Annotated in this window: 23 protein-coding genes; 2 read left to right on the forward strand and 21 right to left on the reverse strand. The window is 49.1% G+C overall.

Annotated features, from left to right (window positions below; all coding sequences use genetic code 11):
• Nucleotides 1-20 precede the first annotated feature (20 nt).
• From BUA56_RS19050 to BUA56_RS19120, 15 genes are all read right to left on the reverse strand, one after another.
• Nucleotides 21-695 (reverse strand): GntR family transcriptional regulator, encoded by a 675-nt coding sequence (locus tag BUA56_RS19050; protein ID WP_072854370.1) that lies wholly within the window; start codon nt 693-695, stop codon nt 21-23.
• Complete coding sequence (gene ispE / locus BUA56_RS19055) at nt 692-1,630, reverse strand: 4-(cytidine 5'-diphospho)-2-C-methyl-D-erythritol kinase (RefSeq protein ID WP_479724305.1); 939 nt, start codon at nt 1,628-1,630, stop codon at nt 692-694. Before ispE ends, BUA56_RS19050 begins: the two co-directional genes overlap by 4 nt.
• A 176-nt stretch (nt 1,631-1,806) precedes the next feature.
• Nucleotides 1,807-2,565: an SDR family NAD(P)-dependent oxidoreductase gene (locus BUA56_RS19060; RefSeq protein WP_072854372.1), complete on the reverse strand. Its 759-nt coding sequence runs from the start codon at nt 2,563-2,565 to the stop codon at nt 1,807-1,809.
• 11 nt (nt 2,566-2,576) lie between these two features.
• Entirely contained in the window at nt 2,577-3,386 is an 810-nt protein-coding gene (locus tag BUA56_RS19065; RefSeq protein ID WP_072854373.1) for an amidohydrolase family protein, read from the reverse strand.
• Nucleotides 3,387-3,435: 49 nt separating this feature from the next.
• Nucleotides 3,436-4,185, reverse strand: a complete 750-nt coding sequence (locus tag BUA56_RS19070) for a FadR/GntR family transcriptional regulator (protein WP_072854374.1) — start codon at nt 4,183-4,185, stop codon at nt 3,436-3,438.
• 204 nt (nt 4,186-4,389) lie between these two features.
• Complete coding sequence (locus BUA56_RS19075) at nt 4,390-6,171, reverse strand: adenine deaminase C-terminal domain-containing protein (RefSeq protein WP_072854375.1); 1,782 nt, start codon at nt 6,169-6,171, stop codon at nt 4,390-4,392.
• A gap of 11 nt (nt 6,172-6,182) precedes the next feature.
• Nucleotides 6,183-8,093, reverse strand: coding sequence for a sugar ABC transporter substrate-binding protein (locus BUA56_RS19080; RefSeq protein ID WP_072854376.1), 1,911 nt, complete (start codon nt 8,091-8,093; stop codon nt 6,183-6,185).
• A 17-nt stretch (nt 8,094-8,110) separates the two neighbouring features.
• Complete coding sequence (locus BUA56_RS19085) at nt 8,111-9,088, reverse strand: ABC transporter permease (RefSeq protein ID WP_072854377.1); 978 nt, start codon at nt 9,086-9,088, stop codon at nt 8,111-8,113.
• The gene (locus BUA56_RS19090) at nt 9,072-10,592 is read right to left on the reverse strand and encodes a sugar ABC transporter ATP-binding protein (protein WP_072854378.1); all 1,521 of its coding nucleotides are present in this window, start codon (nt 10,590-10,592) and stop codon (nt 9,072-9,074) included. Before BUA56_RS19090 ends, BUA56_RS19085 begins: the two co-directional genes overlap by 17 nt.
• 30 nt (nt 10,593-10,622) lie before the next feature.
• Entirely contained in the window at nt 10,623-11,603 is a 981-nt protein-coding gene (locus BUA56_RS19095; protein WP_072854379.1) for an alpha-ketoacid dehydrogenase subunit beta, read from the reverse strand.
• A gap of 18 nt (nt 11,604-11,621) precedes the next feature.
• Nucleotides 11,622-12,584, reverse strand: coding sequence for a thiamine pyrophosphate-dependent dehydrogenase E1 component subunit alpha (locus BUA56_RS19100; protein WP_072854380.1), 963 nt, complete (start codon nt 12,582-12,584; stop codon nt 11,622-11,624).
• Between the two features lie 24 nt (nt 12,585-12,608).
• Nucleotides 12,609-13,622, reverse strand: coding sequence for an alcohol dehydrogenase catalytic domain-containing protein (locus BUA56_RS19105; RefSeq protein WP_072854381.1), 1,014 nt, complete (start codon nt 13,620-13,622; stop codon nt 12,609-12,611).
• Nucleotides 13,623-13,724: 102 nt separating this feature from the next.
• Nucleotides 13,725-14,609, reverse strand: coding sequence for a beta-keto acid cleavage family enzyme (locus BUA56_RS19110; RefSeq protein WP_072854382.1), 885 nt, complete (start codon nt 14,607-14,609; stop codon nt 13,725-13,727).
• 268 nt (nt 14,610-14,877) lie between these two features.
• Nucleotides 14,878-16,437 (reverse strand): DUF3794 and LysM peptidoglycan-binding domain-containing protein, encoded by a 1,560-nt coding sequence (locus tag BUA56_RS19115; protein WP_072854383.1) that lies wholly within the window; start codon nt 16,435-16,437, stop codon nt 14,878-14,880.
• 22 nt (nt 16,438-16,459) lie between these two features.
• Nucleotides 16,460-16,870, reverse strand: coding sequence for a protease complex subunit PrcB family protein (locus BUA56_RS19120; RefSeq protein ID WP_072854384.1), 411 nt, complete (start codon nt 16,868-16,870; stop codon nt 16,460-16,462).
• Nucleotides 16,871-17,031: 161 nt separating this feature from the next.
• Between BUA56_RS19120 and BUA56_RS19125 the strand changes: the two genes are divergently transcribed.
• Nucleotides 17,032-17,778: a lysophospholipid acyltransferase family protein gene (locus BUA56_RS19125; RefSeq protein ID WP_072854385.1), complete on the forward strand. Its 747-nt coding sequence runs from the start codon at nt 17,032-17,034 to the stop codon at nt 17,776-17,778.
• 2 nt (nt 17,779-17,780) lie between these two features.
• Here the strand turns inward: BUA56_RS19125 and BUA56_RS19130 are convergent, their stop codons facing one another.
• A complete protein-coding gene (locus BUA56_RS19130; protein ID WP_072854386.1) occupies nt 17,781-18,317 on the reverse strand; it encodes a chromate transporter in 537 nt (178 codons plus the stop codon).
• Nucleotides 18,311-18,877 carry a chromate transporter gene (locus BUA56_RS19135; protein ID WP_072854387.1) on the reverse strand — a complete coding sequence of 189 codons (567 nt, stop codon included), beginning with the start codon at nt 18,875-18,877 and terminating at the stop codon, nt 18,311-18,313. Before BUA56_RS19135 ends, BUA56_RS19130 begins: the two co-directional genes overlap by 7 nt.
• A 127-nt stretch (nt 18,878-19,004) precedes the next feature.
• Here BUA56_RS19135 and BUA56_RS19140 point away from each other — a divergent pair, with 127 nt between their 5' ends.
• Entirely contained in the window at nt 19,005-19,886 is an 882-nt protein-coding gene (locus BUA56_RS19140) for a LysR family transcriptional regulator (RefSeq protein WP_072854388.1), read from the forward strand.
• 41 nt (nt 19,887-19,927) lie between these two features.
• Here BUA56_RS19140 and BUA56_RS19145 read toward each other — a convergent pair whose 3' ends face one another.
• The 4 genes from BUA56_RS19145 to BUA56_RS19160 form a co-directional block, all read right to left on the reverse strand.
• Nucleotides 19,928-21,301, reverse strand: coding sequence for a UDP-N-acetylmuramoyl-tripeptide--D-alanyl-D-alanine ligase (locus BUA56_RS19145; RefSeq protein WP_072854399.1), 1,374 nt, complete (start codon nt 21,299-21,301; stop codon nt 19,928-19,930).
• Nucleotides 21,302-21,313: 12 nt separating this feature from the next.
• Nucleotides 21,314-22,342: a D-alanine--D-alanine ligase family protein gene (locus BUA56_RS19150; protein ID WP_072854389.1), complete on the reverse strand. Its 1,029-nt coding sequence runs from the start codon at nt 22,340-22,342 to the stop codon at nt 21,314-21,316.
• A gap of 204 nt (nt 22,343-22,546) precedes the next feature.
• Complete coding sequence (locus BUA56_RS19155) at nt 22,547-23,950, reverse strand: L,D-transpeptidase family protein (RefSeq protein ID WP_072854390.1); 1,404 nt, start codon at nt 23,948-23,950, stop codon at nt 22,547-22,549.
• 164 nt (nt 23,951-24,114) lie between these two features.
• Nucleotides 24,115-25,401 (reverse strand): aspartate aminotransferase type Ic, encoded by a 1,287-nt coding sequence (locus tag BUA56_RS19160; RefSeq protein ID WP_072854391.1) that lies wholly within the window; start codon nt 25,399-25,401, stop codon nt 24,115-24,117.
• Between the last annotated feature and the right edge of the window lie 83 nt (nt 25,402-25,484).

Below are 25,484 nucleotides of genomic sequence, written 5' to 3' on the forward strand. Positions count from 1 at the left end.
GCAAAAATTACCTTTTTATTCTAATCTTTTAGATGCAGGCTTCGGATAATGGCCTTCTGCTGGTTCCCGATATGCCTCTTAACCTCCATAAGAGCTGCGTCCTCATCCCGGGCCTTCACCGCCCGGTAGATTGCCTCATGCTCTGTGATCAGGGTTCTCCTGGCCTTCGCATCCTTCAGGTACTCTACCCGGTACCGGTACATCTGCTCCCGGAGATTGCTCAGGATCTGCACCAGGCGGCGGTTGTTAGTCCCGCTGTATATGGTTTCATGGAATTCTACGTCTGCCTGGGCAAGGGCTGTCAGATCGTCTGTCTCCATCAGAGAGGCAAACCTGTCTGAAATTTCCTTCAGCTTCTCTATGGACTCATTCCCCATACGGCTGCAGGCCAGCTTGATTGCCAGCTCCTCCAGTCCCATCCGCACTTCCAGTACATCATTGAGCTCCCGCTCGGTGATGGAGGCTACTTTTGCCCCCTTCCGGGGTATCATAATAACAAGTCCTTCCAGTTCCAGCTTGCGGATCGCTTCCCGGATAGGGGTTCTGCTGACCCCCAGGCGGTTGGCCAGGGATATCTCCATCAGACGCTCTCCCGGTTTCAGCTGCCCTGTGAGAATAGCCTCTCTGAGAGTATTAAATACAACATCGCGCAACGGCAGATACTCATCCATATGCATCTGGAAATCATTTGTCATTCGTAGTTTCCTCCATTTCCATTGTTAAAAATGGTTGTCAGAAATACCTGCTTGGCCAGTCTGCTCTTTTTCAGCTGCCGGCATGCATTTCTGGCTGTCTTATCATTGTCAAACAGTCCGAAGACTGTGGGCCCGCTTCCGCTCATCATTGCGTTCAGGGCTCCGTGGCTCTTCATATGATTCTTAATCTCCTGAATCACCGGATAGTTTGGAATCGTTACTGTCTCCAGTACATTCTCCATCTTTCCGGCAATGCCTCTTAAATCCTTCTTATACAGTCCCTCTACCAGTCCGTCTATATCCACATGCCAGGCAAGGTCGTTGGCATGCAGATTCTCATATACGAATTTCGTGGAAACGCTGATCCCCGGCTTTCCGATTAAAACATAGCATTTGGGCATGGGAGGCAGAGCAGACAGACGCTCTCCGATCCCCTCAGCCAGGGCCGTTCCTCTCATTATACAGTAGGGCACGTCCGCCCCTATGGCAACTGCCCGCTCCATCAGCTCCTGCTGGGACAGGCCCAGACGGAACATACGGTTAACCCCCACCATTGCCGCTGCCGCATCAGAGCTTCCGCCGGCCATACCTGCTGCCACCGGTATGAATTTCCTGAGATTGATCACCAAGCCGTCATGAATATTGAATTCCTCCAGAAGAAGCCTGGATGCTTTGTTAACAAGATTATTTTCATTCGTAGGTATATAGGGCAGATTCGTGGTCAGTACGATCCCCGGTGCTTTTTTCCTCTTTATGTCCAGCTGATCGTACATATTAATGGTCTGCATTACCATACGGACTTCATGATAGCCATCCTCCCGGCGGCGCACAACATCCAGCCCCAAATTTATCTTTGCCAAGGCTCTTAATCGCATGTGTTTCTCCTTGTATTTTGCATGTACTTTGTATACTGTATCCGTTTTTATACAATCTATCTTACCCGATTTTATGAGGTTTTACAACATATTTTGTCGGATTCCGAAAAGTTCATGCATTCTTTCTAAACCTGGGAATGATTATTGGTCAATATTGACTATAGTACGTAGGATGATATCAGTTTCAGAAAAAGGCCGTGCATCTCTGCGAGGGGCCTTTTTCAGTATTTTTCTTTTTAAATTGTCATTCCGCCATCCGCCATAATCACCGCACCATTTACAAATGCTGCCTCTTCGCATGCAGCAAATACGATTGCCTCCGCGATCTCCGTATCCTTCCCTAACCGGCCCATGGGCTGTCTGGCAATAAAGTCCTCCCTGGCTGCCTTGGGATCCTCAAACACGGCGATACGCTCCTCCAGGGATGGTGTTTCCGTTGTTCCCGGACATATGCAGTTGCAGCGGATATTCTCCTTTATGTAATCAGCTGCTATGGATCGGGAAAGGGCCACCACAGCTCCCTTGGAGGCTGCATATGCGGCTCTGTCTCTGACTCCCTTTACAGCTACAGCGGAAGCGTTGTTGACAATCACTCCCCCTCCGCTCTGCCGCATGACATCTACCGCATACTTAGATACCAGATAACAGCTCTTGGCATTGACATCCATGGAGGTGTCCCAATCTTTCTCTGAGACGGTTTCCACGTTTCCGGGCAGTACCACCCCGGCATTATTAACCAGTATATCAACTCTTCCATAGATTTGTACCGCCTGTCGGATCAGTTTTTCCGCCCCTGCCGCCTCAGAGACATCTGCCTGTACAAAGGTACAGACACCCCCTGCCTCAATAATCCGCCTGCAGGTTTCCCGGCCATGGGCCTCAGACCGCCCGTTTACCACAACCTTGGCTCCAAGCTCAGCAAACCTGATAGCCGCGGCCCTGCCAATCCCCACTCCGGATCCTGTGATTACTACAATCTTCCCGCTAAAATTCATATCCTATCCTCCTACACGTGCAGCAGTCTGGCTGCATTTTCATATAGAATCCTGTCCAGACTGCCTGCAGATATAAAGTCCATGCCTTTTATTCTATTCAGATACTCCTTCACACGGTCAGCTCCCTTGTCCTCAAAGGCGCTCAGTCCAAGCCGCTCGCCCTCAGAACCCCAGACAAGTTTCTGGTCCCCTAAGCTGTGCATACAGCGTCGGAGCACAAACTCTGTGAGGCCTGGGGCAAAGGTATATTCCAGAACATCTAAAAAAGTAAGATCAATGATAACATTCTCATTCATCTTTGCCACAAGAAGCGCTTCCTCCACCCAAGGATAGCCGGCGTGCATTATTACAACGTGCAGTCCCGGAAACCGTACCGCGATATCGTCAATATAGATAGGCTCATTATACCTCATCTGCTGAAACCAATGAGCCTTTATCCCTGTATGAATCAGTACCGGAACTTCTCTATCCTGGGCCAAAGCATACATTTCATCCAGCCGCCGGTCATTTGGGTAAAAGCCGCTGTGGGGATAAAGCTTACAGCCTTTTACCCCCGCCTCAAGCATAGTCTTAAGCTCCTCAGCCGGATTCTTGACCCTGTCCGGATGAACGGATCCCACTGCGTACAGACGTCCGCCGGATGCCTCTGCCAGATTCGCGGCCTTCCTCCAGGATACGTTAGTCCCGCGCTCAATTCCCTGGAGGCCGTGGTCTGTAGCCAGTATAGCTCCCCGATCCATCTGCAGACGGTCCAGAAAAGACAGAACTTCCTCAATCGCTGTATCTTCAGATATATGAATATGAAAATCTAAAATTTTCATGCGTTCACCTGACTTTCCAATCTGCCAGGCACTTATGCTTCCGGTACACTTACGGATCCACTTTTAAGTCTACATTGTCCATATTTTGAATTACCTTCAGGAATTCCGACTTAAAAACATCCTCGTTGAGATCCATGATCATTCTAATATGCTCAATGTGCTGCTTCATATACTCTCCGGCAGCTTTTTCATCCCGTTTCTGAAGTGCCTGGACGATTCTGATATGATCCTGATGGACAACCTTCCTCACTTCTAAGTAGCGTCCCGTTACCTCTCTGCTCAGAGACGCCAGATTATCCACGATCTGCATAATAAGTAAAAACAAATAATTCCCCGTGGCCTTAAAGATTGTGGTGTGCAGTTTTCTGTCATCCTCCGCAAAGCTGTACGGATTCTCCAGGTTGGAATTGCGCACAATGGCCTCCACCTCTTCAATCTGCTCATCGGTTATCAGCCGCGCTGCCATCTCAGCCGCGGCAGGTTCAAATAATTCCCGTATCTCCATTAGCTGTTCATAATTAAACTTCCCCAGATCCATACAGAGGCGGAAGGGCATCATTAATTTATCTACATCCAGATCGGAAACGTACAGTCCGTCTCCCTGGTGAATGTCGATAATTCCCGAAATCACCAGTGCGCTTACCGCCTCTCTCACAGATGGCCGCCCCACGCCGAACCGCTGTGCCAGTTCCCTCTCAGAAGGCAGCTTGTCCCCCGGCTTCATATCTGATTTTAGAATTAAATCAATGATTTCGTTTGCTACAATATTTGCTTTTCGGTTTCCATCCAGGCTCCCCATATTTCTTTTCTCCTCTACTGTTATTCTATTATGGTAAAACGGCAGGCAGGCGGACTTCCCGCTTGCTGAATTATGGCTACACTGACAATATTACCATATTTCACCGCAAGTGCAAGCTGTCCCCGCACTTCCTGTATGCTGCCTTTAGGTAAGAAATACTCTCCCGCTTTCAAGGGATACCCGGATGGAGTGGAACTGCATGGCTTACTCTATAACCACATCAATCAGCTTGCCTTCCCATACATCCACAAGTCCGAACTCTGACATTTTCAGTGTTCCAATCTCAACAGGAACACCCATGAGAGCCAATTGAGTCATAGGGCCGTCAAATGTACAGCCCATGTCCCTGATTACTTTGTTAAACCCGAGGACCTCCGCAACCAGTTCCTCGAAGGTTTTTTCTGACAGCAGCCCGAACAATGGAAGGGCTACCTCAGCCACCACTTCTCCGTGACAGGCCGCAACAAAACCGCCGCCCAGCTCCTGGAGCCGGTTGGCTACCACTGCCATATCCTGATCACAGGCACCGACGATAAAAATGTCTTCCTTTTGTCCGTTCCAGGTATTGCCCATCGCGCCCTCCTTCAGACCAAAGCCCTGGACAAAACCCACACCCCATTTCCGGGAGGTTTGATACCGGTCAACTTTAGCCACCTTGAGGATATCCTGCCCTCTGTCCGCCAGAACTTTCCCGTTCTGCACAGAAAGAACTGCTGTCCTCGCTTCCGTAACCAAAAGCCCGTTTCTCTGGCCAATCACATGCACCTTTGCAGTCCCTGTCTTCCGGGGTGCGTCAACAGCAAAATCCCCAGCGCACATAACCTTCTTTGGAAGCTGTACGGTTTGATAGGCAAAATCCGGATATACCGGAGCCTGCATGCTTCCCGTATACCTGTAGTTGACCGCTGCAATCTCTCCGTTGGCAATCACAGTATCAATGGCAAACCGCGGGAGATCCGTAACAATCAGAATATCAGCGATTCTGCCCGGTGCAATTCCCCCCATATCATCATCAACCCCCGCATATCTGGCTGCACGGATGCTCGCCATCTGAACTGCGGTCATGGGATCCACGCCTCTCTCAATCATCCCCCTGACTTTATAGTCCAGGTGTCCCAGGGAGTACAGCTCCGCAACCTCTTCCTCATCTGTGCAGATCATAAAGCTGCTGGAGTCCAGTTTCCTTTCCACAAGGGTTCTGCTCATATTGTCAATGTCCCTGGCCGCCGTGCCCTGGCGGGTCATAATGGCAAGCCCCAGTCTGGCCCGGTCTACGGCCTCGCTGATCTCCACACATTCATGGGTGGAGGAATGTCCAAGGCAGCAGTAGGCCTGCAATGTCTTTTCAGGGGTCTCACTGTCATGACCCAGGTTCCTCTTGCCCTGGCGCAGCGTCTCTTCCAGAAGCTTAAGCACCACCTCGTCTTTCTCTGTCATCATGCTCACGGGCCACTCACTGATCCCTATGCACTCCGGATAAGAGAGCAATTCAAATAAGTCTTCCGCCGGCACCTGCCCGGAATTTCCAAAGGGTCCGTTCTGTACGTAGATTTGTGAGGCAACCTGATAAATGGGTTTTAAGGGCGTCTTTTTCATTTCATCCAGACAGAAACGTATGGCCTTCTTTCCCCTGGCAATGCCTATCTCATAAAAATCTGTGATGATGCCTGTAGTGCCGTGGGCCAGCACCGCCTTGGCAAATTCGGTCATGGTCAGCTGTGAGCCCCCCACGTGCTGGTGCGTTTCAATCATTCCCGGACACAGGTAGCATCCCGCCGCGTCAATTCTCTTCGTATGTTCTCCGATTGTATGTGACACATCCCCAACATAGGCGATGCGGGTCCCTTTTACAGCTATGTCCGCAGGATAGTATTCTCCGGTATATACATTTACCAGGGTTCCCCCTGTGATTACCATATCCGCCGGTTCCCTGCCCAGCGCCACCTGGGCCGCTTCTATCCTCGGTGTCTGATTTGCATACTCCATAGTTCATCCTCCTAATTTTCCTGCAGAGAGTCGTAGATTTTCTCCAGATACACGGTGCTCATTGTCTGTATGGGGGGCTTAATGTGCCGATTCTCAGGGGGCGTACCCTGTATGGTCAGCACCGCATTCTCAACGAACATCTTTCCCATCTCTTCCGGATACTGTACAATGGTTGCCGCCATCTCGCCCTTATAGACGTTCTGAATCGCCTCCAGTGCCCCGTTGTATCCGCACAGCAGCACATCCTCTGTCTTGTTGGCAGCCTTCAGCGCTTCCATGGCGCCAATAGCCATCTCGTCATTCATAGCCATTACTGCCGACAAGTCCGGATTACCGGCTATGATATCACTCATGGCATTAAGGCCTTCATCTCTGGCCCAATTGGCCGCCACGGATGCCGCCACTTCTATATCGGGATATTGATCAATTACGCTGTGGAAGCCTTTTAGCCGGTCTGTATTCGTGGATGACCCTGAACCGCCCTCTATAACAGCAATTTTGCCTTTCCCGCCGATCTGTTCCGTCATCCATTGCCCGGCCAGCTCACCGCCTAATACATTGTCGGTTCCAATATAGGCCACTACCTCTCCTCCGTCCACATCAGAGTCTATGGTAAATACAGGGATTCCAGCCTCATTGGCTGCCTCCACTACAGGGATATTTCCTGACGCATCAAAGGGAGTGATGGCTATGGCATCTACCTTAGTCTGGATCATATCCTCCGAGGCTTTTACATTTTCCTCAATGGTCTTAGAGCCCAGAACTGTGATATCAACCCCCATAATCTCCGCCATTGCCTCGGCCCCGTTTTTTACGGACAGGAAGAACGGGTTGCTTAAATCCCCTACTACCATCCCCAAACGGTACCTTTTATCTGCTTTTACCGACGTGGTATAATCCAGCTTCATATCCGTATCCGTGATGGCAGCCATTGCTTTGTTGGCTGACACGGTATCTACCATATAGACAGGCGGTTTCAGGTGGTCTGTATCCGGGTAGACACCCCTTGCTGCAATATCATACGCGGCGTCTACGAACATCCTTCCCATTTCCTCCGGAAACTGGGCCACAGTTGCGGCCATATCCCCATGGTATATATTCTGTATCGCTTCTGCCGCCCCGTTGTACCCGCACAGGACAACATCCTTCGTCTTTCCGGCTGCCTTCAGCGCTTCCATCGCTCCAAGGGCCATCTCATCGTTCATAGCCATTACTGCCGCCAGGTCCGGGTTGCCGGCAATAATGTCGCTCATGGCATTCAGCCCTTCGTCTCTGGCCCAATTGGCCGCCACAGACGCCACCACCTCAATCTCCGGATACTGATCGATGACATCCCGGAATCCCTTCAGCCGGTAAGTATTGGTGGACGAGCCTGAGCCCCCTTCTATAATGGCAATCTTTCCTTTCCCATTGATTTTATCCGCCATCCATTCCCCGGCCAGTTCTCCTCCCAGCTCATTGTCCGTGCCAATATAGGAGACAACCTCTCCTCCGTCCACGGTGGAGTCAATGGTAAACACAGGGATTCCCGCCGCATTGGCGGATTCCACCAGAGGAATATTGCCTGTGGCGTCAAATGGCGTGATTGCCATAACATCCACCTTCGTTTGGATCATATCCTCCCCCGCCTTTACATTTTCCTCGATGGTCTTAGAGCCCAGGACTGTAATGGAGACACCCAGATCTTCGGCCCGCTTCTCAGCCGCCTCTTTTACTGTCAGAAAGAATGGGTTGCTCAGATCCCCCACAATCATCCCCAGCCGAATGTCCTCAGGCTGCTTTGTCTCCCCCGTCTTACTTTCTCCCTTTGTCTCTGCCGCTTCTGTCTTCTGCTTTGCACAGCCGGGAAGCATACTCACTGCCATTAAAGCTGCCAAAAGTATAGATATCCATCTGTTTCCCTTCCTTTGTTTTCTTTTCATCTTTCTCCTCCTAACCTCTAACGCTCTTTTTTGCTGAACTGATCAATGAGAATCGCCGCAATAATGATAAGTCCGATACATACCTGCTGCCAATAGGCAGAGACTCCGATGATATTCAGTCCATTCCTGATTGAGATCGTTATCATAACACCTACAACCGTTCCTCTCAGGCTTCCTATGCCTCCGCTCAGGGAGGTCCCCCCGATCACTACAGACGCAATGGTATCCATAACATCTGCCTCTCCGATGGTCGCCTGTCCGGAATTCAGTCTTGAGGTAACAATGACGCCTGCCAGTGCGGCTAAGGTCCCTGATATAATAAACACCAGCATCTTTGTTTTTTTTACATCAATGCCGGACAGGCCGGCCGCCTCCTCATTTCCTCCCACTGCAAACAAATTCACGCCGAATTTCGTGGATTTAACAACAACTCCGAATACGGCCAGCAGAATAAGGAAAATAATAACCGGAAATGGAACTGCCCCGATCTTACCCTGGCCCAGAAACTTAAACAGTTCAGGGAATCCATAAACAGAGGTTCCTCCTGTGATAATCAGCGCAAGCCCTCTGGCAATGCCCTGCATACTCAAGGTGGCCACAAAAGCAGGGAAATTAAACCGGGATACCAGGAACCCGTTAACGAATCCGCACACGGTTCCCACCAACAGGGCAATGAGCAGTGCCGCGAATATAGGCAGCTGGTATTTGACACTTAATACGGCTATGACGGCCCCGGCAAACGCTTCTATAGAACCCAGAGACAGGTCGATCTGGCCGGAGATGAGAATCAGTGTCATTCCAATGGCCAGGATCATAATATTTGCCGACTGGAGAAACATATTGCTGAAATTGCTGATGGTCAGAAAATACGGTGATACAATACTCAGGGCTATCCAGATGGCGATCAGCGCAAAAAGAGTACTTAAGTTCTTTACCGTGGATCTGTTCACATACTTTCCTACCCATGCTTTCTCTTTTTCAAGCTGTGCTTTCATCTTTAACCTCCTTTGCGCAGTAATGAATGATAAGCTCCTCCGTAGCCTCACGGGCTGCCAGCCTGGCTGTTATATGGCCATACCGCATGACCAGGATTCTATCACTGATATTCAGAATCTCAGGCAATTCGGAGGAAATCATAATAATGGCCGCCCCCGCCTTCGCCAGCTGTTCCATCAGGGTATAAATCTCTGCCTTGGCTCCAATATCAATTCCTCTGGTGGGCTCATCAAAGATAATAATTTTGGCATTTACGGACATCCATTTCCCCAATATCACCTTCTGCTGGTTTCCCCCGCTTAGATTTTTTACAAGCTGCTTCAGAGACGGGGTCTTTATCTTGATTACATCCACATAATACTTCGCATTCTCAGCGACTGCTTTTTTATCCACAAAAGGACCCTTAAAAAATTTTTGTTTTGTTTTGACGCAGTTCAGCCCTGAGACTGAGATATTGTCTTTGATGGACATATTCAGCAGCAGCCCCTGGTTTTTCCGGTCTTCCGTCAGCAGTGCGATTCCGTGGTTAACAGCATCTGTGACATTTCGGATCTGGACTTTTTTGCCCTCAATCCATATCTCACCGCTGTCCACCGGATCTGCGCCGAACACAGCCCTCACCAGTTCCGTTCTCCCTGCGCCCACAAACCCGGATATTCCCAGGATTTCACCGGCTCTGGCAGAAAAGGAAATGTCGTGGAGTACACTGTTTTTGGAGAGATGCTTCACCTCCAGAAGCGTCTCTCCCGGCGTGATCTGCATCTTGGGATAGCGGTTAGACAAGTCTCTTCCCACCATACGGTTGATGATTTCATCCATATTCGTGTCCTTTATATCCATAGATGTAACCAGCTGTCCGTCCCGGAGAATGGTAACACGGTCACAGATATCCATAATTTCCTCCAGCCGGTGGGAAACATAGGTGATAGAAACCCCCCGTTCCTTCAGCTCCCGGATCACCTGAAAAAGCTTTTCCTGTTCTGTGGGACTCAGGGAAGAGGTGGGCTCGTCCATAAAGATGATTTTTGCATTGTGGGACAGGGATTTTGCAATCTCTACCATCTGGGCCTGAGAAATACTTAATTTTTTTATTTTTGTCCTGGGAGAAAAGTCCAGTCCAAGCAGTTCCAGATAATGTCCTGCTTCCTCATACATCCGCTTTTTGTCGATCAGGCCATTCCTTTTAGTGGGGAGATTTCCCATAAAAATATTGGCTGCCACATCCAGTTCAGGAAGCAGATTCAGTTCCTGATGAATGACACTGATCCCCAGGTCAAATGCCTCCCTTGGGTGCTGAGGGGCATAGGGCTTTCCGTCCAGAAGAATCTCTCCTCCGTCCGGCCTGTAGATTCCCGTAAGAGATTTAATCAGTGTGGATTTTCCCGCGCCGTTCTCCCCTACCAGGGCATGGACCTCCCCCTTTTTCAGAACGAAGTCTACACCGTTTAAAGCCTGCACCCCTGCAAAATGCTTTCTCAACCCTTTCACCTCTAAAACCGGCATACTGTCACTTCCTTTCTTCCTCCGGGAAGCCTACGCCATCCCCAGCAGTTCCCTTGCTTTGGCAGCAATTTCCTTCTCCGAGGGGACCGTAGAAGCCTCATATTCGGGAATATAGTGGTACGGCAGATCCGGCATGGTCAGGCGGGCCATCCGGGCACCTGTCCCGCTTTCTGCTACTCTTGTCATAATCTCTCCCGCAATGCTGCCTGTTCTGGGAGACTCCTCGGCTACCAACAGCCGCCCTGTCTTTTTTACAGACTCCAGAATTATCTGATAATCCATAGGCTTAATTGTTCTGGGGTCTATCACCTCCGCCTGGATTCCCTCGGCCTTCAGTATGTCTGCTGCCCCGGATGCCCGCAATGCCATCATTCCCCAGGCGACAATGGTAATGTCCTTTCCCTCCCGCACAATTCTTCCTTTTCCTAATTCTGTCTCAAAATAGGTGTCCTCCACCTCTTCCTCCACGTCGTATACCTGCCTGTGTTCCAGGAAAATCACCGGATCTCCGCATTTTAAAGAGGCTCTCAGCAATCCCATGGCATCCTTCACAGTGCTGGGGGCGACGATGGTGAGGCCCGGTGAATTATGGAGCCAGGCCTCCGTACACTGACTGTGCTCCGGGCCCCCTCCCCCAGCGGAAAAGAGCCCCATAGGCGCCCGGATTACCATGTGGATAGGTTCCCGGTATCTGTGCTGGTATCTCCATTTTGGAATGTCATTTACAATCTCATTTCCCACGCACAGCAGAAAATCAGCCGCCCAGATTTCGGGAACCACTGTCATGCCGGCCAGGGCCGCGCCAAAGGCAATGCCTATAATACCGTTCTCTGCCACGGGACATTCCAGGATGCGCTCCTTCCCATAAGTAAGATGAAACTTTGGCGTGATCACCTTTGAAAACAGAGATCCTGTGTAATAGAAGGCCTCTCCCATCATGATCATTTCCTGGTTTTTCTGCATTTCCTCAAACAGTACTCTGCGTATTCCTTCCCTCAGTGTTACTCTCATGTTCTACCTCCTATCTGATCACCTATAGTATACTTTCCGGTATATTTCTGAGGGGTCTGTTACAGGTGCTTTTTCCACCTTCTGATAGAGTTCACGGATCCGCCCCTTCAGTTCGGTACAAAGGGCTTCCTCCTTCTCCATATTCCAGATCCCCATGCCGATTAAGGATTTTTGGGCCCTCGCGATGGGATCTTTTTCTCTCCATTCCTCTATCTCAGCCTCTTCCCGGTATGCATAGTGATCCTCGAAGGGAATATGTTCAGAGATACGGTAGGTAATCCCCTCCAGCACACTGGGGCCTTTTCCCTCACGCGCCCGGCTGACAGCGTTCTCCACAGCCTCTGCCACAGCAAACATATCGTTGCCGTCAAACCGGAGCACCGGGATATCAAAGCCTCTCCACATATCAGACATATTCCCGGGCGCATACACTTCCTCTGTCCTTGAGCTGACAGAAAATCCATTGTTCTCTGCCAGATAAATCACAGGGAGCTTCCACAGCACCGCCATATTCAGCGCCTCGTAATACATTCCTCTTGCGGCGGCCGCCTCCCCGTAATAGCACAAAGCTACTGTTTTTGTCTTTCTCTCCTTCGCAGCCAGGGCAAGCCCGGCAGCAATGGTAAACCGGGAGCCAAAGACCCCGTTTCTTCCTACAATCCCTACCTCAGGTGCATAGGTATGCATGACACTGCCGCTTCCGTCATTGGTTCCCCCTGTCTTAAAGAACATATCACGCATTACCGCCTCCAGAGATACTCCCTTTGCCAGAAGAGAACCCACACCCCGGTGGGTATAATAGAGGTAATCCGTCTTCCGCAGAACAAACGCGCCTGCCACAGACAGAGCTTCCTGTCCGATCCCCGAGTGGTAATGACGGAGATTGACCCCTTTTTTCACAAATTCATTCTCACAGAACTCGTCCAGCAGACGGCTGGTTACCATAAGCTCATATAATTTCAGTATCTTTTCGTTTGTCAATATTCTCCCTTCCTTCCCTACCCTTTACGGAACGATCACTGCACGTCCGGTCAGCCTGTTACTCTGCATATCCTCAAATACCTGCTCAATTTTCTGCATCGGATATATATGGGTAACGGGCTGCAGCTTTTTCCTCTCTACCAAGGACATCAATTCCTCAATGTCCTGTATGCTGACCCCTCTGGAGCCATAGATCTCCAGCTCCTTCAGCACTACATCTGCCAGCGGAATGCTCAGGGATTTGTCCTTCCCGTATCCCGCCAGAACCACCTTGGCTCCTCTTTCCAGAACCGAGACACAGTCTGTAATTGCCGGGGGATATCCGGTGGTATCAAACAGCACGCTCCATTCCCCCCATGCCCGCAGTTTTTCCAGGTACCCTTCCTCTGAGGAATTGACGGTATATGCCGCCCCGTTATCCTTCGCCATCCCAAGCTTATCTTCGTTTATATCAACCGCTGCGGTCTCCGCTCCGCACAGGGCGGCAAGCTGAAGGGCCTGCATCCCCACTCCTCCCACTCCCAAAACAATTACCCGGTCCATGGGAGTCAGCTTGATCCGCTTAACCAGCGCATGGTACGGGACCCCTGCGCCGCAGGGCATAACTGCCGCTTCCTCGTCCCTTACCCCGTCCGGAACCCTTACCAGATTCTGACACTTAATCTTCATATATTCGGCAAATGCCCCGTCCATAGTGATCCCTATCCTCGCCGATACATGTTCGCACAGGGTCTCCCGTCCGGTACGGCAGTATTTACAGCTTTTGCAGGTAACATATGTGGCAGTTACCACCCGGTCTCCGATTTTTACGTTGTGTACAGCGCTTCCTTTCTTTACCACTATCCCCATAGGCTCATGTCCCAAAATGCGGGGAACTCCGTTCGTTTCAATATCGCCTTTCATAACCTTAATATCTGTGGCGCAGACTCCGCAGGCTTTTATCTGCAGAATCACCTCATCGTTTTCTGTTATCTCCGGAAGCTCCACATTGGTAAGATGGGCGCCTTTTTCCATGCTTTCCAGGACCATTGCTTTCATTGCTATTCCTCCCTTTTGTGCATTTCCCTAAAATCACAATAGGATGCCTTCATACAGTACCATGGGTAGTTTCTGCATGTCTGGCATCCTATTTATGTCTGCTTATTTTCCAAAAATAATCTTTCTAGCTTCGTCAGGACTTGCCACATCTCTGCCAAGACTCCGGGAGATGGAAGCGATTTTCTCTACCAGCTGCGCATTGGTTTTCGCATATTCTCCGGGAGCAATATAAGGATTATCCTCCCAGCCCACTCTCACATGGCCTCCAAGAAGAATTGCCTGGGTCAGCATCTCCCAGTTTTTATTTACATCATAGCTCATAACACTCACGTTAAAATTGGCATTGGCAGGCAGATGATCTACAAAGTTAATGAGGGATTTAGGGGTGGGCGGTGTCCACGCGCCGCCGGGCCATGCAATAAATAACGTGGTCCAGATTGGTTCATCCTCTTTAAACAAGCCTTCCTTTCTCAATGCTTCGATGTTGTAAAAAGCCCCTGTGGTAAAAGACTCAATCTCCGGCTTTACTCCCTTTTCATTGCATGCAGTGAGAAATTCCCGCAGTTCCTGGATAGGATGCACCGCATAGGTGCACTTGGGAGGCTTGTCCGGGTTCGGCTGAAAGCATTCATCGTGGGCATTAAAGCAGTAAGACATCATATCCGGCTTCTGATCCATAAGCTTCACCTTCGCAGGCATCCGGGCGCTGGCTATCCCGTACTGAATTACCGGATCCGCATGTTCCTTTATGCGGTCATTCAGCTCCTGCCACCCGTCAAAATCTATGGCGGAAAGCTGTCTTCCGTCCGGCTGAATCTCATCCTCCAGAAAGTGGACCCCATGAACATGGCAGATACTGGCTCCTGCGTCCACTGCACGGTTATATTCTTCAGCCGTTGTCTTTACATCCCCCATCCTGGGACAGTAGGGATTATCCGGATAAGATGCACTGGAGTCTACAGTTGCGGTGATAATTAACTTGTCCATTCTTTTACCTCTCTTTCTTGTATATGTAGGATACGTTCTATTGGTAATATCATTTAACTGGTATTACCAGTGAAGTTACTTTCATTATAGTAGGCGTAGATTTTTCTGTCAATATTACTTTTTAACAATTATTGGTTTGATTATTTGTAATTTATTACCATTTATTAAGATAACATTTCAGCTGCCTCTGGGAGAAAGGGCAAGACGGATCTAAAAAAGACGCCGCCCACAGCCTTTGCAGACTATGAGGCAGCGTCCCCTTCACGGATCAGCTTTCCACTTTCTTCATCAAAATCAGGGTATCATAGGGCTGAATCTCCTCTGACTCCAGTTCATTTAGTTCCATAATAGTATCAATCGTAGTATAGAATGCCTTTGCAATATCCCAGAGAGTGTCCTGGGGCTGCACCAGGTATCCCGTAATGCCCGGCATATTATGGAGCTTTTCTTTATCCAGCTCCTGTTCCTCAATCCCCGAGATCAGCCCTTGTGGGTTCTGTCTCACCACAAGCGCATTGAGATTCATTACAATTTTAACCTCTATTTCATCACTGTCAATCATGGTTGTGGACAGCTGCTCCAGATCCGCCCGGAGATGATAGACACAGTTTTGGTCTATTCCTTTTGCCTCTACCACATGACTGAAGGGTATCATAGCATTCATAGAATAGAACGGCATATCATCATCTCCTACTATATAGAGAATTCTCACCTGTACAACCCCGTCCACTTGTATGCCGTTTTCTACAATTCTGGTATCATCCACCTTCACCATGCCGTCGCTGTGGCAGATCTGAAGAATTTTCCCCTGATCTTCTTCTACCTTCACCCGATCGTTGACCTTACATTTCGAGAAATTCTTTACCAGGAGACTTTCCAGGGTCTGTGTCTCCCGAATGGGAATACACTCTTTCAGAGGCGTATAGACATCCAGAAGAAGAGAGAGCTCCTCCTCCTCATACACCTTAATCTCAAGCTCGAGAACCACATCTACCCCGATCATTCGTTCTTCCCCGTCACCGTCCAGCTTCACCTTCAGGTCACTCTGGCTGACATTTACCTCAATATTGGGGATCATATCCATGGCACAGCCCAGACACTCCACTTCCTGTGCAAAGGGAACTGAGTGCTCCAGCCACTGCAGGGAATTATTGTCATCATTGCCGCTGTACAGGGCGAATAAAAAAAGCTCTCCCTTTACAATCACCTTGTCATCCTCTGTACGGATATCCAGGCCTCTCACCTCAATGGTATCCCAGAGAAGTTCATAAATATTAGGCTTGTTGGATGCCAGGGCAATCTCCTCTTTGATCCGCATGGTATCCTTTTTATGTACCGCCAGACCCATAACACTGATGGGCTGCTTTTTCTGTGAGATATCTTCCTCCACAAGCCCAATGGGAAGGCGCACCTCTCCCGTCTCATCCACACCGGCCATAAATGTCACCAGCGCCTTGACGCTTAATTTTCTGGAATTGATGAGCTGCAGGCTCAGATCCTCGATCTCCCATTTCAGCCGCACTTTATCTCCGTTTTCCAGTCCGTTCAGGTGAAGCGTCTCACCGATAGGCAGTCTGCCCTGGAGACTATGTATCCTTCTCTCTTCACTGTCCCCCACATAGAGCAGGGATATTACCAGCTCTCCCTTAATATAGGCAGCTCCCTCAGAAATCTGAACATCTTCAATCAGTACTTCCCCTTTTTTCTGTATCATCCGCCCCACATCCGGTTTTACATCCGGAACATTTAAATCCTCGTCAAATGTCACCTGGCTGATTGCCTGGCATTTTACTGTCAGCATCTGCATCTGTTTCGTTAATAATTCCAAAATATGCCCTCTTTTCTTTAATTTATTCGAATATCACCGGCTCTTCCCGGTATTCCATCTTGATCACAATGGTAGGATACGACGGCTCTTCTTTGATCTCCTGGTCTCTGTCAGGTCCGATTAGAATGGTCTGCAGGTGAATCGCGTTATCCCACAAAGACAAATCCGCGATCTGAATGCTGTATCCCCCTGTTTCCTGTTTCCCATATCCCTTCAGCAGGTAGAGATATTCTCCGTCCTGGTATGTCATCTGGAATTCCTTTTCTTTATTTTCTTCAATTAAGTCCGCTACCTCTTCCGGGAAGTCATCTGTTTTCATCACCGTATATTCTGGTTTCACTACATCATCAGCTTTTACCTTGGTCAGACTGCACCCTCCGAGAAAGACCGCCATCATACTGACCAGCAGGAGTCCTATTGTCCATTTTTTCATAATGATGCCCTTTTTCCCATTCTTACCAATATTTTATGTGGAATGTTCAAATTTATTCTTCTCTTTTCTCATTGCAAGGTTTTTGTTTTTTCCGTATAATGGATATGTACCATTTGGTATAGTATGTTTTGGGCGCTTCCGTGCGCCGGTTGGAGGAAATTATGATTCGTTTTTTAGTGGTATGTTTGATTGTTATAGGATTCCTGATTTTATCCATTCCCATTCTTCTCATAGAATGGCTTATCGGTCTGGCTTTTCCCAGGGTAAAGGATATGACTTCCCTCAGGCTGGTCCAGGGGGTCTTCCGGCTTTGTATCCGTGCCGCCGGTATTGACGCTACGGTGATCGGCCACGAAAAAGTTCCCGCTGACCAGCCGGTGCTGTACATTGGGAACCACAGAAGTTTTTTCGATATTCTGCTAACATATATACAGTGCCCCGGACGCACAGGGTATGTCGCCAAGAAGGAGATGCTCAAGATTCCTCTGCTCAGCAACTGGATGAAGTACCTGCACTGCCTCTTCCTGGACAGGGATAATATCAAAGAAGGTCTGAAGACGATCCTGGCAGGGGTAGACGAGATAAAAAATGGTGTCTCTGTGTGCATCTTCCCGGAAGGGACCAGAAATAAGGGAAAGGACGAATTGGCGCTTCTCCCCTTTCATGAAGGGAGCTTTAAGATTGCCACCAAATCAGGATGTCCAATCATTCCCATAGCCCTGAACAACACCTCCGCAATCTTTGAGGATCAATTTCCCCGGATTAAGGCCAGAAAAGTAGTGATTGAATACGGGGATCCCATTTATCCAAACCAGCTCAGCAAAGAAGATAAGAAATTTCTTGGGGAATACTGCAGGAAGCTTATTGCTGAGATGCTAGAGAAAAATAAAGAGCAGTACGGTGTCTGATTTTATAGAAATAAAAGACCCGCAGCCCCTGCCCCCAGCATGAGCAGGATCGGATGGGTCCGAAACCGCCTCAGAAGCAGCAGAGACCCTGCAAACAGAATCATAGAGGGAAGTCCGGCACCGGGCTTCCCTTTTTGAAACAGCGCCAATCCCAGTATGGTTGCCGCCGCGGATAGAATCAACCCCAGAGAAGATGCCCTCAACCCCCGAAACACCTCCCTGATATAGACAGAATGCCGATTTTTTTCCAGAAATCTATAGAGCAGAACAGAGATGATGATTCCCGCCAGAATGCAGCCTGCGGTTGCCAGCACAGCTCCGGGGATCCCTCCTGTCTGCAGTCCTACAAAGGTAGATGTATTCACTGCCAGAGGGCCGGGAGTCATCTGAGATATGGTAATAATATCAGTGAACTCTCTTAGGGTCAGCCAATGCCTCTCATCTACCACTTGAGATTGAATCAGAGGAATTACAGCATAGCCGCCTCCATAGCTGCAGACCCCGATCTCCAGAAATACAGTGAATAATGTCTTTAACACACTTCTCCCCCTCTCCGTCCCCGCGCCTTTGCCGCGCAGAGAAAGCCGGAAAGCCCCAGAAGAAGGAGCACCGGCAGATGCAGTATATAACTTCCCAAAAAGGTCCCCACAGCCAGAATCGGAAGAAGCAAGTATTTTTCCCGCAAGAGTGCTCTCCACATATCAATGAGCAGATCTACGATTAATGCAGCCACTCCCGTTTCCATACCTCCCAGGATTCCTCTGAGAATCCGGTTGCCGGCCACTGCCTGATACCCCATAGATACCAGAGACAGTATGAGCAAAGGAGGGACCACAGAGCCCACACAGCTCACCATTGCTCCTGTCCTGCCGGCCACACGGTATCCGGTGAGTGCCGACAGATTCACGGCGATTGCCCCTGGAGCCGACTGTGCAATTGCAGCCATCTCCAGGAGATCCCCCTCCTGGAATAACTTATTTCTCTCTACAAAATACTTTCTTATCATTGGAATCACAACATATCCCCCGCCAAATGTAAATGCGCTGATAAACATATGTATAAAAAACAGCCATAGGCATCGCCGTACCTGATGTATCATACAGGTTCCCCTTTCTGAAGTGAGACAGCATCACACGTTTATCCCTATTATATCTCTTGCCAACTCATTAGTAAAATTATATAATTTTCTATATATCATGAATAATTAGTAATGGATTGGAGAGCGTATGACCATTCGACATTTATACATATTCAAAGTTGTCTGCGAGGAGGGAAGCTTTACCAGGGCCGCACACCGTCTGTACATGACCCAGCCGGCGGTCTCTCACGCTATTCTGGAACTGGAGGCAGAGATCGGTTCCCCTCTCTTCGACCGCCTCTCAAGGCGTATCTATCTGAATGCATCCGGTAAGCTTATGCTGTCAAAGGTTAACCGGCTGCTTGAATTGTATGAGGATCTTAAAACCAATGCACTCACTGCTGAGCAGCCTCTGCCTCTTCGAATTGGTTCTACAATTACTATAGGGAACTTCTGGCTTCCCTCCATCATGGCTGCTTTTTGCAGCTCAGCAGAACATATCCAGGAACAGATAATCATAGAACAGGCCGGGGCTGTCACCCAAAAGCTGCTGAACAATGAATTGGATCTGGCTCTGATCGAGGGGCCCATTCCCTACTCCCAGCTGGTAAGCCTGCCCTTTTCCTCCTATTCTCTGTTGTTTCTGTGTTCTCCCGGACACCCTTGTGCCCGCAGGCCCATGCTCACACTGGAGGATCTTCAGAGAGAAAGGCTGCTGGTACGGGAAAAAGGGAGCGCCATCCGGGACACCCTGGACAGCGCCTTCACACTGGCCGGACTTTCACTCACCCCAGCCTGGACCAGTGTCAATTCCCAAGCGCTTATACAGGCTGCCAAAGCCTCCCTTGGGGTTACTGTGCTTCCGGATATACTGGTAAAAGAAGAGATCAAAAAAGGAGAACTCATCTCCCTGGAAACAGGCGAGCTCTCCCTTCGAAATGCAAATCATATTGTATACCATAAGGATAAATATATCTCGGAAGCCATGAAATTATTTATTGAGACTGCAATAAACGCTTTCCATCTATAAGTACTTTGCGGCTGCACTCCTGCCGCTTGGTAATAGTGCCTCTATCTGCCCCCGGTAAGAGCTTCAACCACCTTTTCAAATTTCATAAAGTGAGAGGCCTTTACCAATATTGTATCACCCTCCCGGATGATTGTATCCAGCCCTTCCAGAAGCTCCTCTAATGACTCCACATGGATCACTTTCATATGCGTGCCTTCCAGTTTTGCTGCTTCTGCCATCCCTCCGGAAAGAGGGCCCACGCAGACACATACGTCCAGGTCCAGCGCGGCAGCAAAAGCCCCCACTTCCCTGTGCATCTCGGCTTCCCGCTCCCCCAGTTCACCCATATCGCCCAAGATAGCTACCTTGCGTCCCAGGGCATCGGTGAGAAGTTCCAAAGATGCTTTCATAGATACCGGGTTGGCATTGTAACAGTCGTCTATTACCGTGATACCGTTTTTCTCAATGATGTGGAACCTTCCGCTGAGAGGCTGCAGACTTTCGATCCCTGCCTTTATCTGTTCCGCAGTCAGGCCATATACACGCCCCACCGCAGCGCCGGCCAGTGCATTGTACACCATGTGCTGCCCCGGAAGCGGAATCAGAACCTGAAAGGAAGAATCATCCATATGAATACGACAGGATACACCCTGTAATCCCCGGCTTTCTATCTCATCCGCATAGAGACCCTCTTGGTTTTGTATCCCAAAGAATTCAGGCCGGACACCTTTTACTTCACCCACAGAAGACAGCTTGTCGTCATCTCCGTTCAGGATAATATGCCCTGTCTCCTCCAGATAATCAAAAATCTCCGTTTTCGCCTTTAATACCCCATCCCTGGACTTCAGAAATTCCAGATGACAATATCCAATGTTTGTAATCACACAGGTCTCTGGCCTGGCAATCCCTGCCAGACGGTGCATCTCACCGAAATCGCTGATCCCCATCTCCAGAACGGCAATCTCATGCTCCTCCCTCAGACGAAAAATTGTCAGAGGCAGTCCCAGCTCATTGTTAAAATTTCCCTGTGTCTTTAAAACCTCATATTTTTGGGCGAGCACTGCAGCTATCATTTCTTTTGTGCTGGTCTTCCCCACACTGCCGGTGATTCCCACCACCGGAATCTTCAGCTGCCTCAGGTAATACGCGGCAATGTCCTTCACTGCCTGAAGGGAGGAAGCCACCTGAATCCAGGGATATTCCTTATCTCCCAAATCCTGTTCAGAAAGGGTGCACAACGCTCCGGCCCCCATCACCCCATCAATAAATTCGTGGGCATCCACCCTTGCCCCTTTGATGGGGACGAACAGGCAGCCCTCCTCTGCTTTCCGGCTGTCCGTGATAATACTTGTCACGCATACCGCCTTTTTTTCCTCCGGCCCCCTGTAAGTGCCATGGCAGGCTGCGGCAATATGCTCTAATGTCAGATTCTTCATATGCTTCTCCATCTATTCATATTTCTTCAGGGATACCTGGATGAGCCTTTCGCACAGAGCAGGAAAATCCATTCCCAGAGCCCCCGCCTCCTGGGGAAGCAGGCTGGTGGGTGTCATCCCCGGCAGTGTATTAGCCTCCAGGCAGAAGAACTCGCCCTTTTCATTCATCATAAAATCCAGTCGGGCATAGCTTTCCAGAGACAGGGCCTGGTAGCCTTTCACCGCTGCCTCCTGCATCTTCTCAGCAGTCTCAGCCGGAATCTCAGCCGGGCAAGTCTCGATAGCGGCGCCTGCCTGATACTTGTTCTTATAATCATAGAAGCCTGTAATCGGGGCTATCTCAATAATAGGATAGGCCTCCCCGTCCACAACGCCTACGGAAAACTCCCTGCCCTGAATATACTCCTCCACAATTGTTTCCTCCTCATAAGAGAAGGACTCTTCCAGGGCTTTCTCGTATTCCTCCTGGCTTTTGGCAATGCAGACCCCTACACTGGATCCGCCGCAGCAAGGCTTCACCACCACAGGCAGCTTCATCTGGTAGTCCTCAAGCTTCTTGCTGTAATTGTCCTTTTTCAGAAGTACGCCTCCTGGCGTAGGTACTCCTGCCGAACGGAAGATACTTTTGGTAATTCCTTTGTCCATGGCCATACCGCTGCCCAGAGGGCCTGTTCCTGTGTATTTTATTCCCATCAGGTCAAAACAGGCCTGCACCTTTCCGTTCTCGCCGTTTTCCCCGTGAAGAGCCAGAAATACGATGTCTGCCTGCCGGCATATCTCCAATACATTGGATCCGAAAAATTCTTTATCTTTTTTCCTGTTCTCTGCCTGTCCGTTGAAGCTATTGATATAAGCAACCTCTCTGTCCAGATCATACGCTGAAGGAAATAAATCAGACGGCATTTCCTCTTTGCCGAAAGAGACATCTACTACTATTGCACGGTGTTCTTTTTCTCTCAAGGCCTCGCAGACCTTCGTTCCGGATATAATGGAAATCTCCCGTTCGGTGCTGATTCCCCCTGCCAGTACGACAATGTTCATAATAGTCACTCCTCACATAAATACGACGTTTTACTTATTCATTATACTAATCAATAATGCCCGTTTTGTCAATGAAATGAAGGGATTTAGCACCATCTGCAAGAAGGAGAGCATTTTCCCTTTCCTTCTCTTTGGAATGGACGAACCCGCAAAAAAAGAGCTCCCAAAGCGCCAGATACTGACGCTCTGCAAGCCCCTTCGCACTTAATATACAACCACGGGTGTCCCGATTTCAACGTTGTTATATATGGTCTTTGCATTCTCAAAGGGTGTATTTACACATCCGTGTGAACCGCTGGATTTATAGATCTCCCCGCCGAAATCACTTCTCCAGCTGGCATCATGGATCCCCACGCCGCCGTTAAACGGCATCCAATAGCTTACCGGAGAGGAATATCCCTGCCCTTTCAGGAAGGTATCCCGTTTCTTGGCATCAATGGCCCATACGCCCCCCGCCGGGGTATCATACCCCTTGGCAACGCTTCCGGTTACTATAGGCGTATCTACAATCTGCTGACCGTCCTTATAACACCACATCCGCTGATCCTGTATGCTGACCTCCACGTAAGTTCCGCCGATGTCGTTGGTGTCCCTGCATTTTCCGGAATAGAGATAGATAGGTTCTCTGGTCTGGGATTCCCCTGCCTCTATCGCCTCTATCAGCGCCGCGGTCTCTTTGTCTTTATTGATTACCCAGCCGTAGTCTCCTCCCTTCAGGTGAACCGTAGTCCCCAGAGAGGTTTTAAAATCGCGGCTCAGGCCGAACGTATCGTACTCATATCCCAATTCCTTTACGTACTGCTTTACCTTCTCCGAATCCAGCCCCACGTTCCCCTCTTCGTCTGTGGTCAGGAAGGTTTTAATTACATCCTTGTCAACTACCTCCTGACGGTCCGAAAAGTCATAGGTAATGGTTACCTGAAGATATGTATTGATCTGATCTCTCTGTTTGATCAGCTCTTCGTTATCGCTTAGTACGGAAGGCTTCAGATAGCAGTCCGCATCTTCAAAAGAAACCTCAGTCTCTCCCCCGGCAATCGCATCTTTCAAAAGCTGCTTAGCCTTGTCCTGATCCAGTGCATTTCCCTGAACCTCAGGACTAATTTCATAGCCGGATTCCCCTTCCACCAGCTTGGCATCCTGGGGCTGGGTGATGTTCTCTTCCTTAAAGCAATCCAGCCCGTCAATAGCGGCCGCCAGCTTTTCTTCGTCGTAGGTGGTTGTCGCTGACATCGTATAGGCTTTATGATTCGTAAAAGACATAGGCCACAAAAATGGATTCTGCTCCTCTTTCAATTCCTTGATCTTGCCGTCACTGACATACTTCATGTCAATCTGCGTTGCAGTAATATTCTCTGTCTTATCCTCCCGCTCCCTGACCTTTAAGGTATAGGATCCAATTTCATCGGCAATAATCTCCTCTACTTCCTCCACGGTTTTTCCGGTACAGTTAATTCCATTGATCTGGGATCCGGAATAAAAATGCTTTGAATAGTAGAAGGATGCCCCCAGATAAATGACGGCAATCACCGCTACATAAGCGATAAGAATACCCAGGACTATCTTCCTGGCCTTAGCTTTTTTCTTTCCTTTTCTCTTAGTTTTCATAATAAATTCCCCTGTTTTCTGCTTATTTCTACTCCCGTCCTATTGTAACATTACCCCTTTGTTTGGTAAAGCCTTTTCACAGAATTTTAAGGATTTCCAGCCGACCAAAAACGACACTCCCCGCCTGCAGAAAATGAGCCCTCCCTTGGGGAAGGCTCATCTTTTTACTTGCTTTCCAATATTTTATCGATACTTACCAGCTTCACGCTGAGCACAAAGATATCGGCCGCTACTGCAAGTTCCTCTGGCGTGGGGTAGGAAGGAGCAATACGGATGTTGCTGTCCTTGGGATCTTTCCCGTAAGGGAAGGTCGCACCCGCTCCGGTCATTACTAATCCTGCCTCCTTTGCCTTTGCAACAATCGCTTTTGCACAGCCCTCCATCGCATCAAAAGAGATAAAATATCCCCCCTTAGGCGCGATCCAGCTTCCAATCCCGGTGCCCTGGAGTTCTTTTTCCAGGACATTTATCACTGCCTCAAACTTTGGTCTCATTATATCCGCATGCTTTTTCATGTGGGCGGTCAAACCGTCTAAGTCTTTGAAGAATCTCACATGACGCAGTTCGTTTAATTTATCATGGCCAATGGTCTGGAACTGCATATGCCGCTTAAAGTCCTCCAGATTGGCAGGTGATGCTGCAACTGCCGCGATCCCCGAACCGGGAAAGCTTACTTTAGAGGTTGAAGTAAATTTATATACAAGATCGGGATTGCCGGCTTTGGCGCACTCTCCCAGAATTTCAATAAGAAAATCCTGATCGTCTTCATAGAGGTGGTGAATGCTGTAGGCATTGTCCCAGTAGATTCTGAAGTCCTTTGCCGCAGGCTTCAATCTGGCAAATCTTCTGACCGTTTCATCGGAATAGGTGATTCCCTGGGGGTTGGAATATTTCGGCACGCACCAGATTCCCTTGATGGACGCATCCTCACTTACCAGTTTTTCCACCAGGTCCATATCAGGGCCTGTGGAAAGCATCGGAACATTGATCATCTCGATTCCGAAGTATTCTGTAACAGCAAAATGTCTGTCATATCCTGGTACAGGACAAAGGAACTTAACGTTATCCAGTTTACACCATGGAGTGCTTCCGCACACCCCGTGGGTCATGGATCTGGCTACTGTATCAAACATTACATTAAGACTGGAATTTCCATAGATAATAATACTGTCAGGATCTACCTCAGACATTGCGCCTAAAAGCCGCTTCGCCTCAGGAATTCCGTCCAGAACACCATAGTTTCTGCAGTCAATTCCTGCCTCGCACTTCAAATCTGCAGAACTGTTCAGTACATCCATCATTCCCATGGCCAAATCCAGCTGTGCTGCTGCCGGTTTCCCTCTGGACATATCCAGCTTCAGTCCTTTACCCTTCACATCCTCATACTGTTTTTCCAGCTCTTCCTTCATACGCAGCAGCTGTTCCCTGCTCAATTCACCATATGGTACCATCCTCAATTTCCTCCTAGCGTTCTCCAACAAATTCTCATAATTGCTATTGTAGTATGAGTTTTGACTAATTGTCAATACCAACT

The organism is Lactonifactor longoviformis DSM 17459, assembly GCF_900129135.1.
Classification (GTDB): domain Bacteria; phylum Bacillota; class Clostridia; order Lachnospirales; family Lachnospiraceae; genus Lactonifactor; species Lactonifactor longoviformis.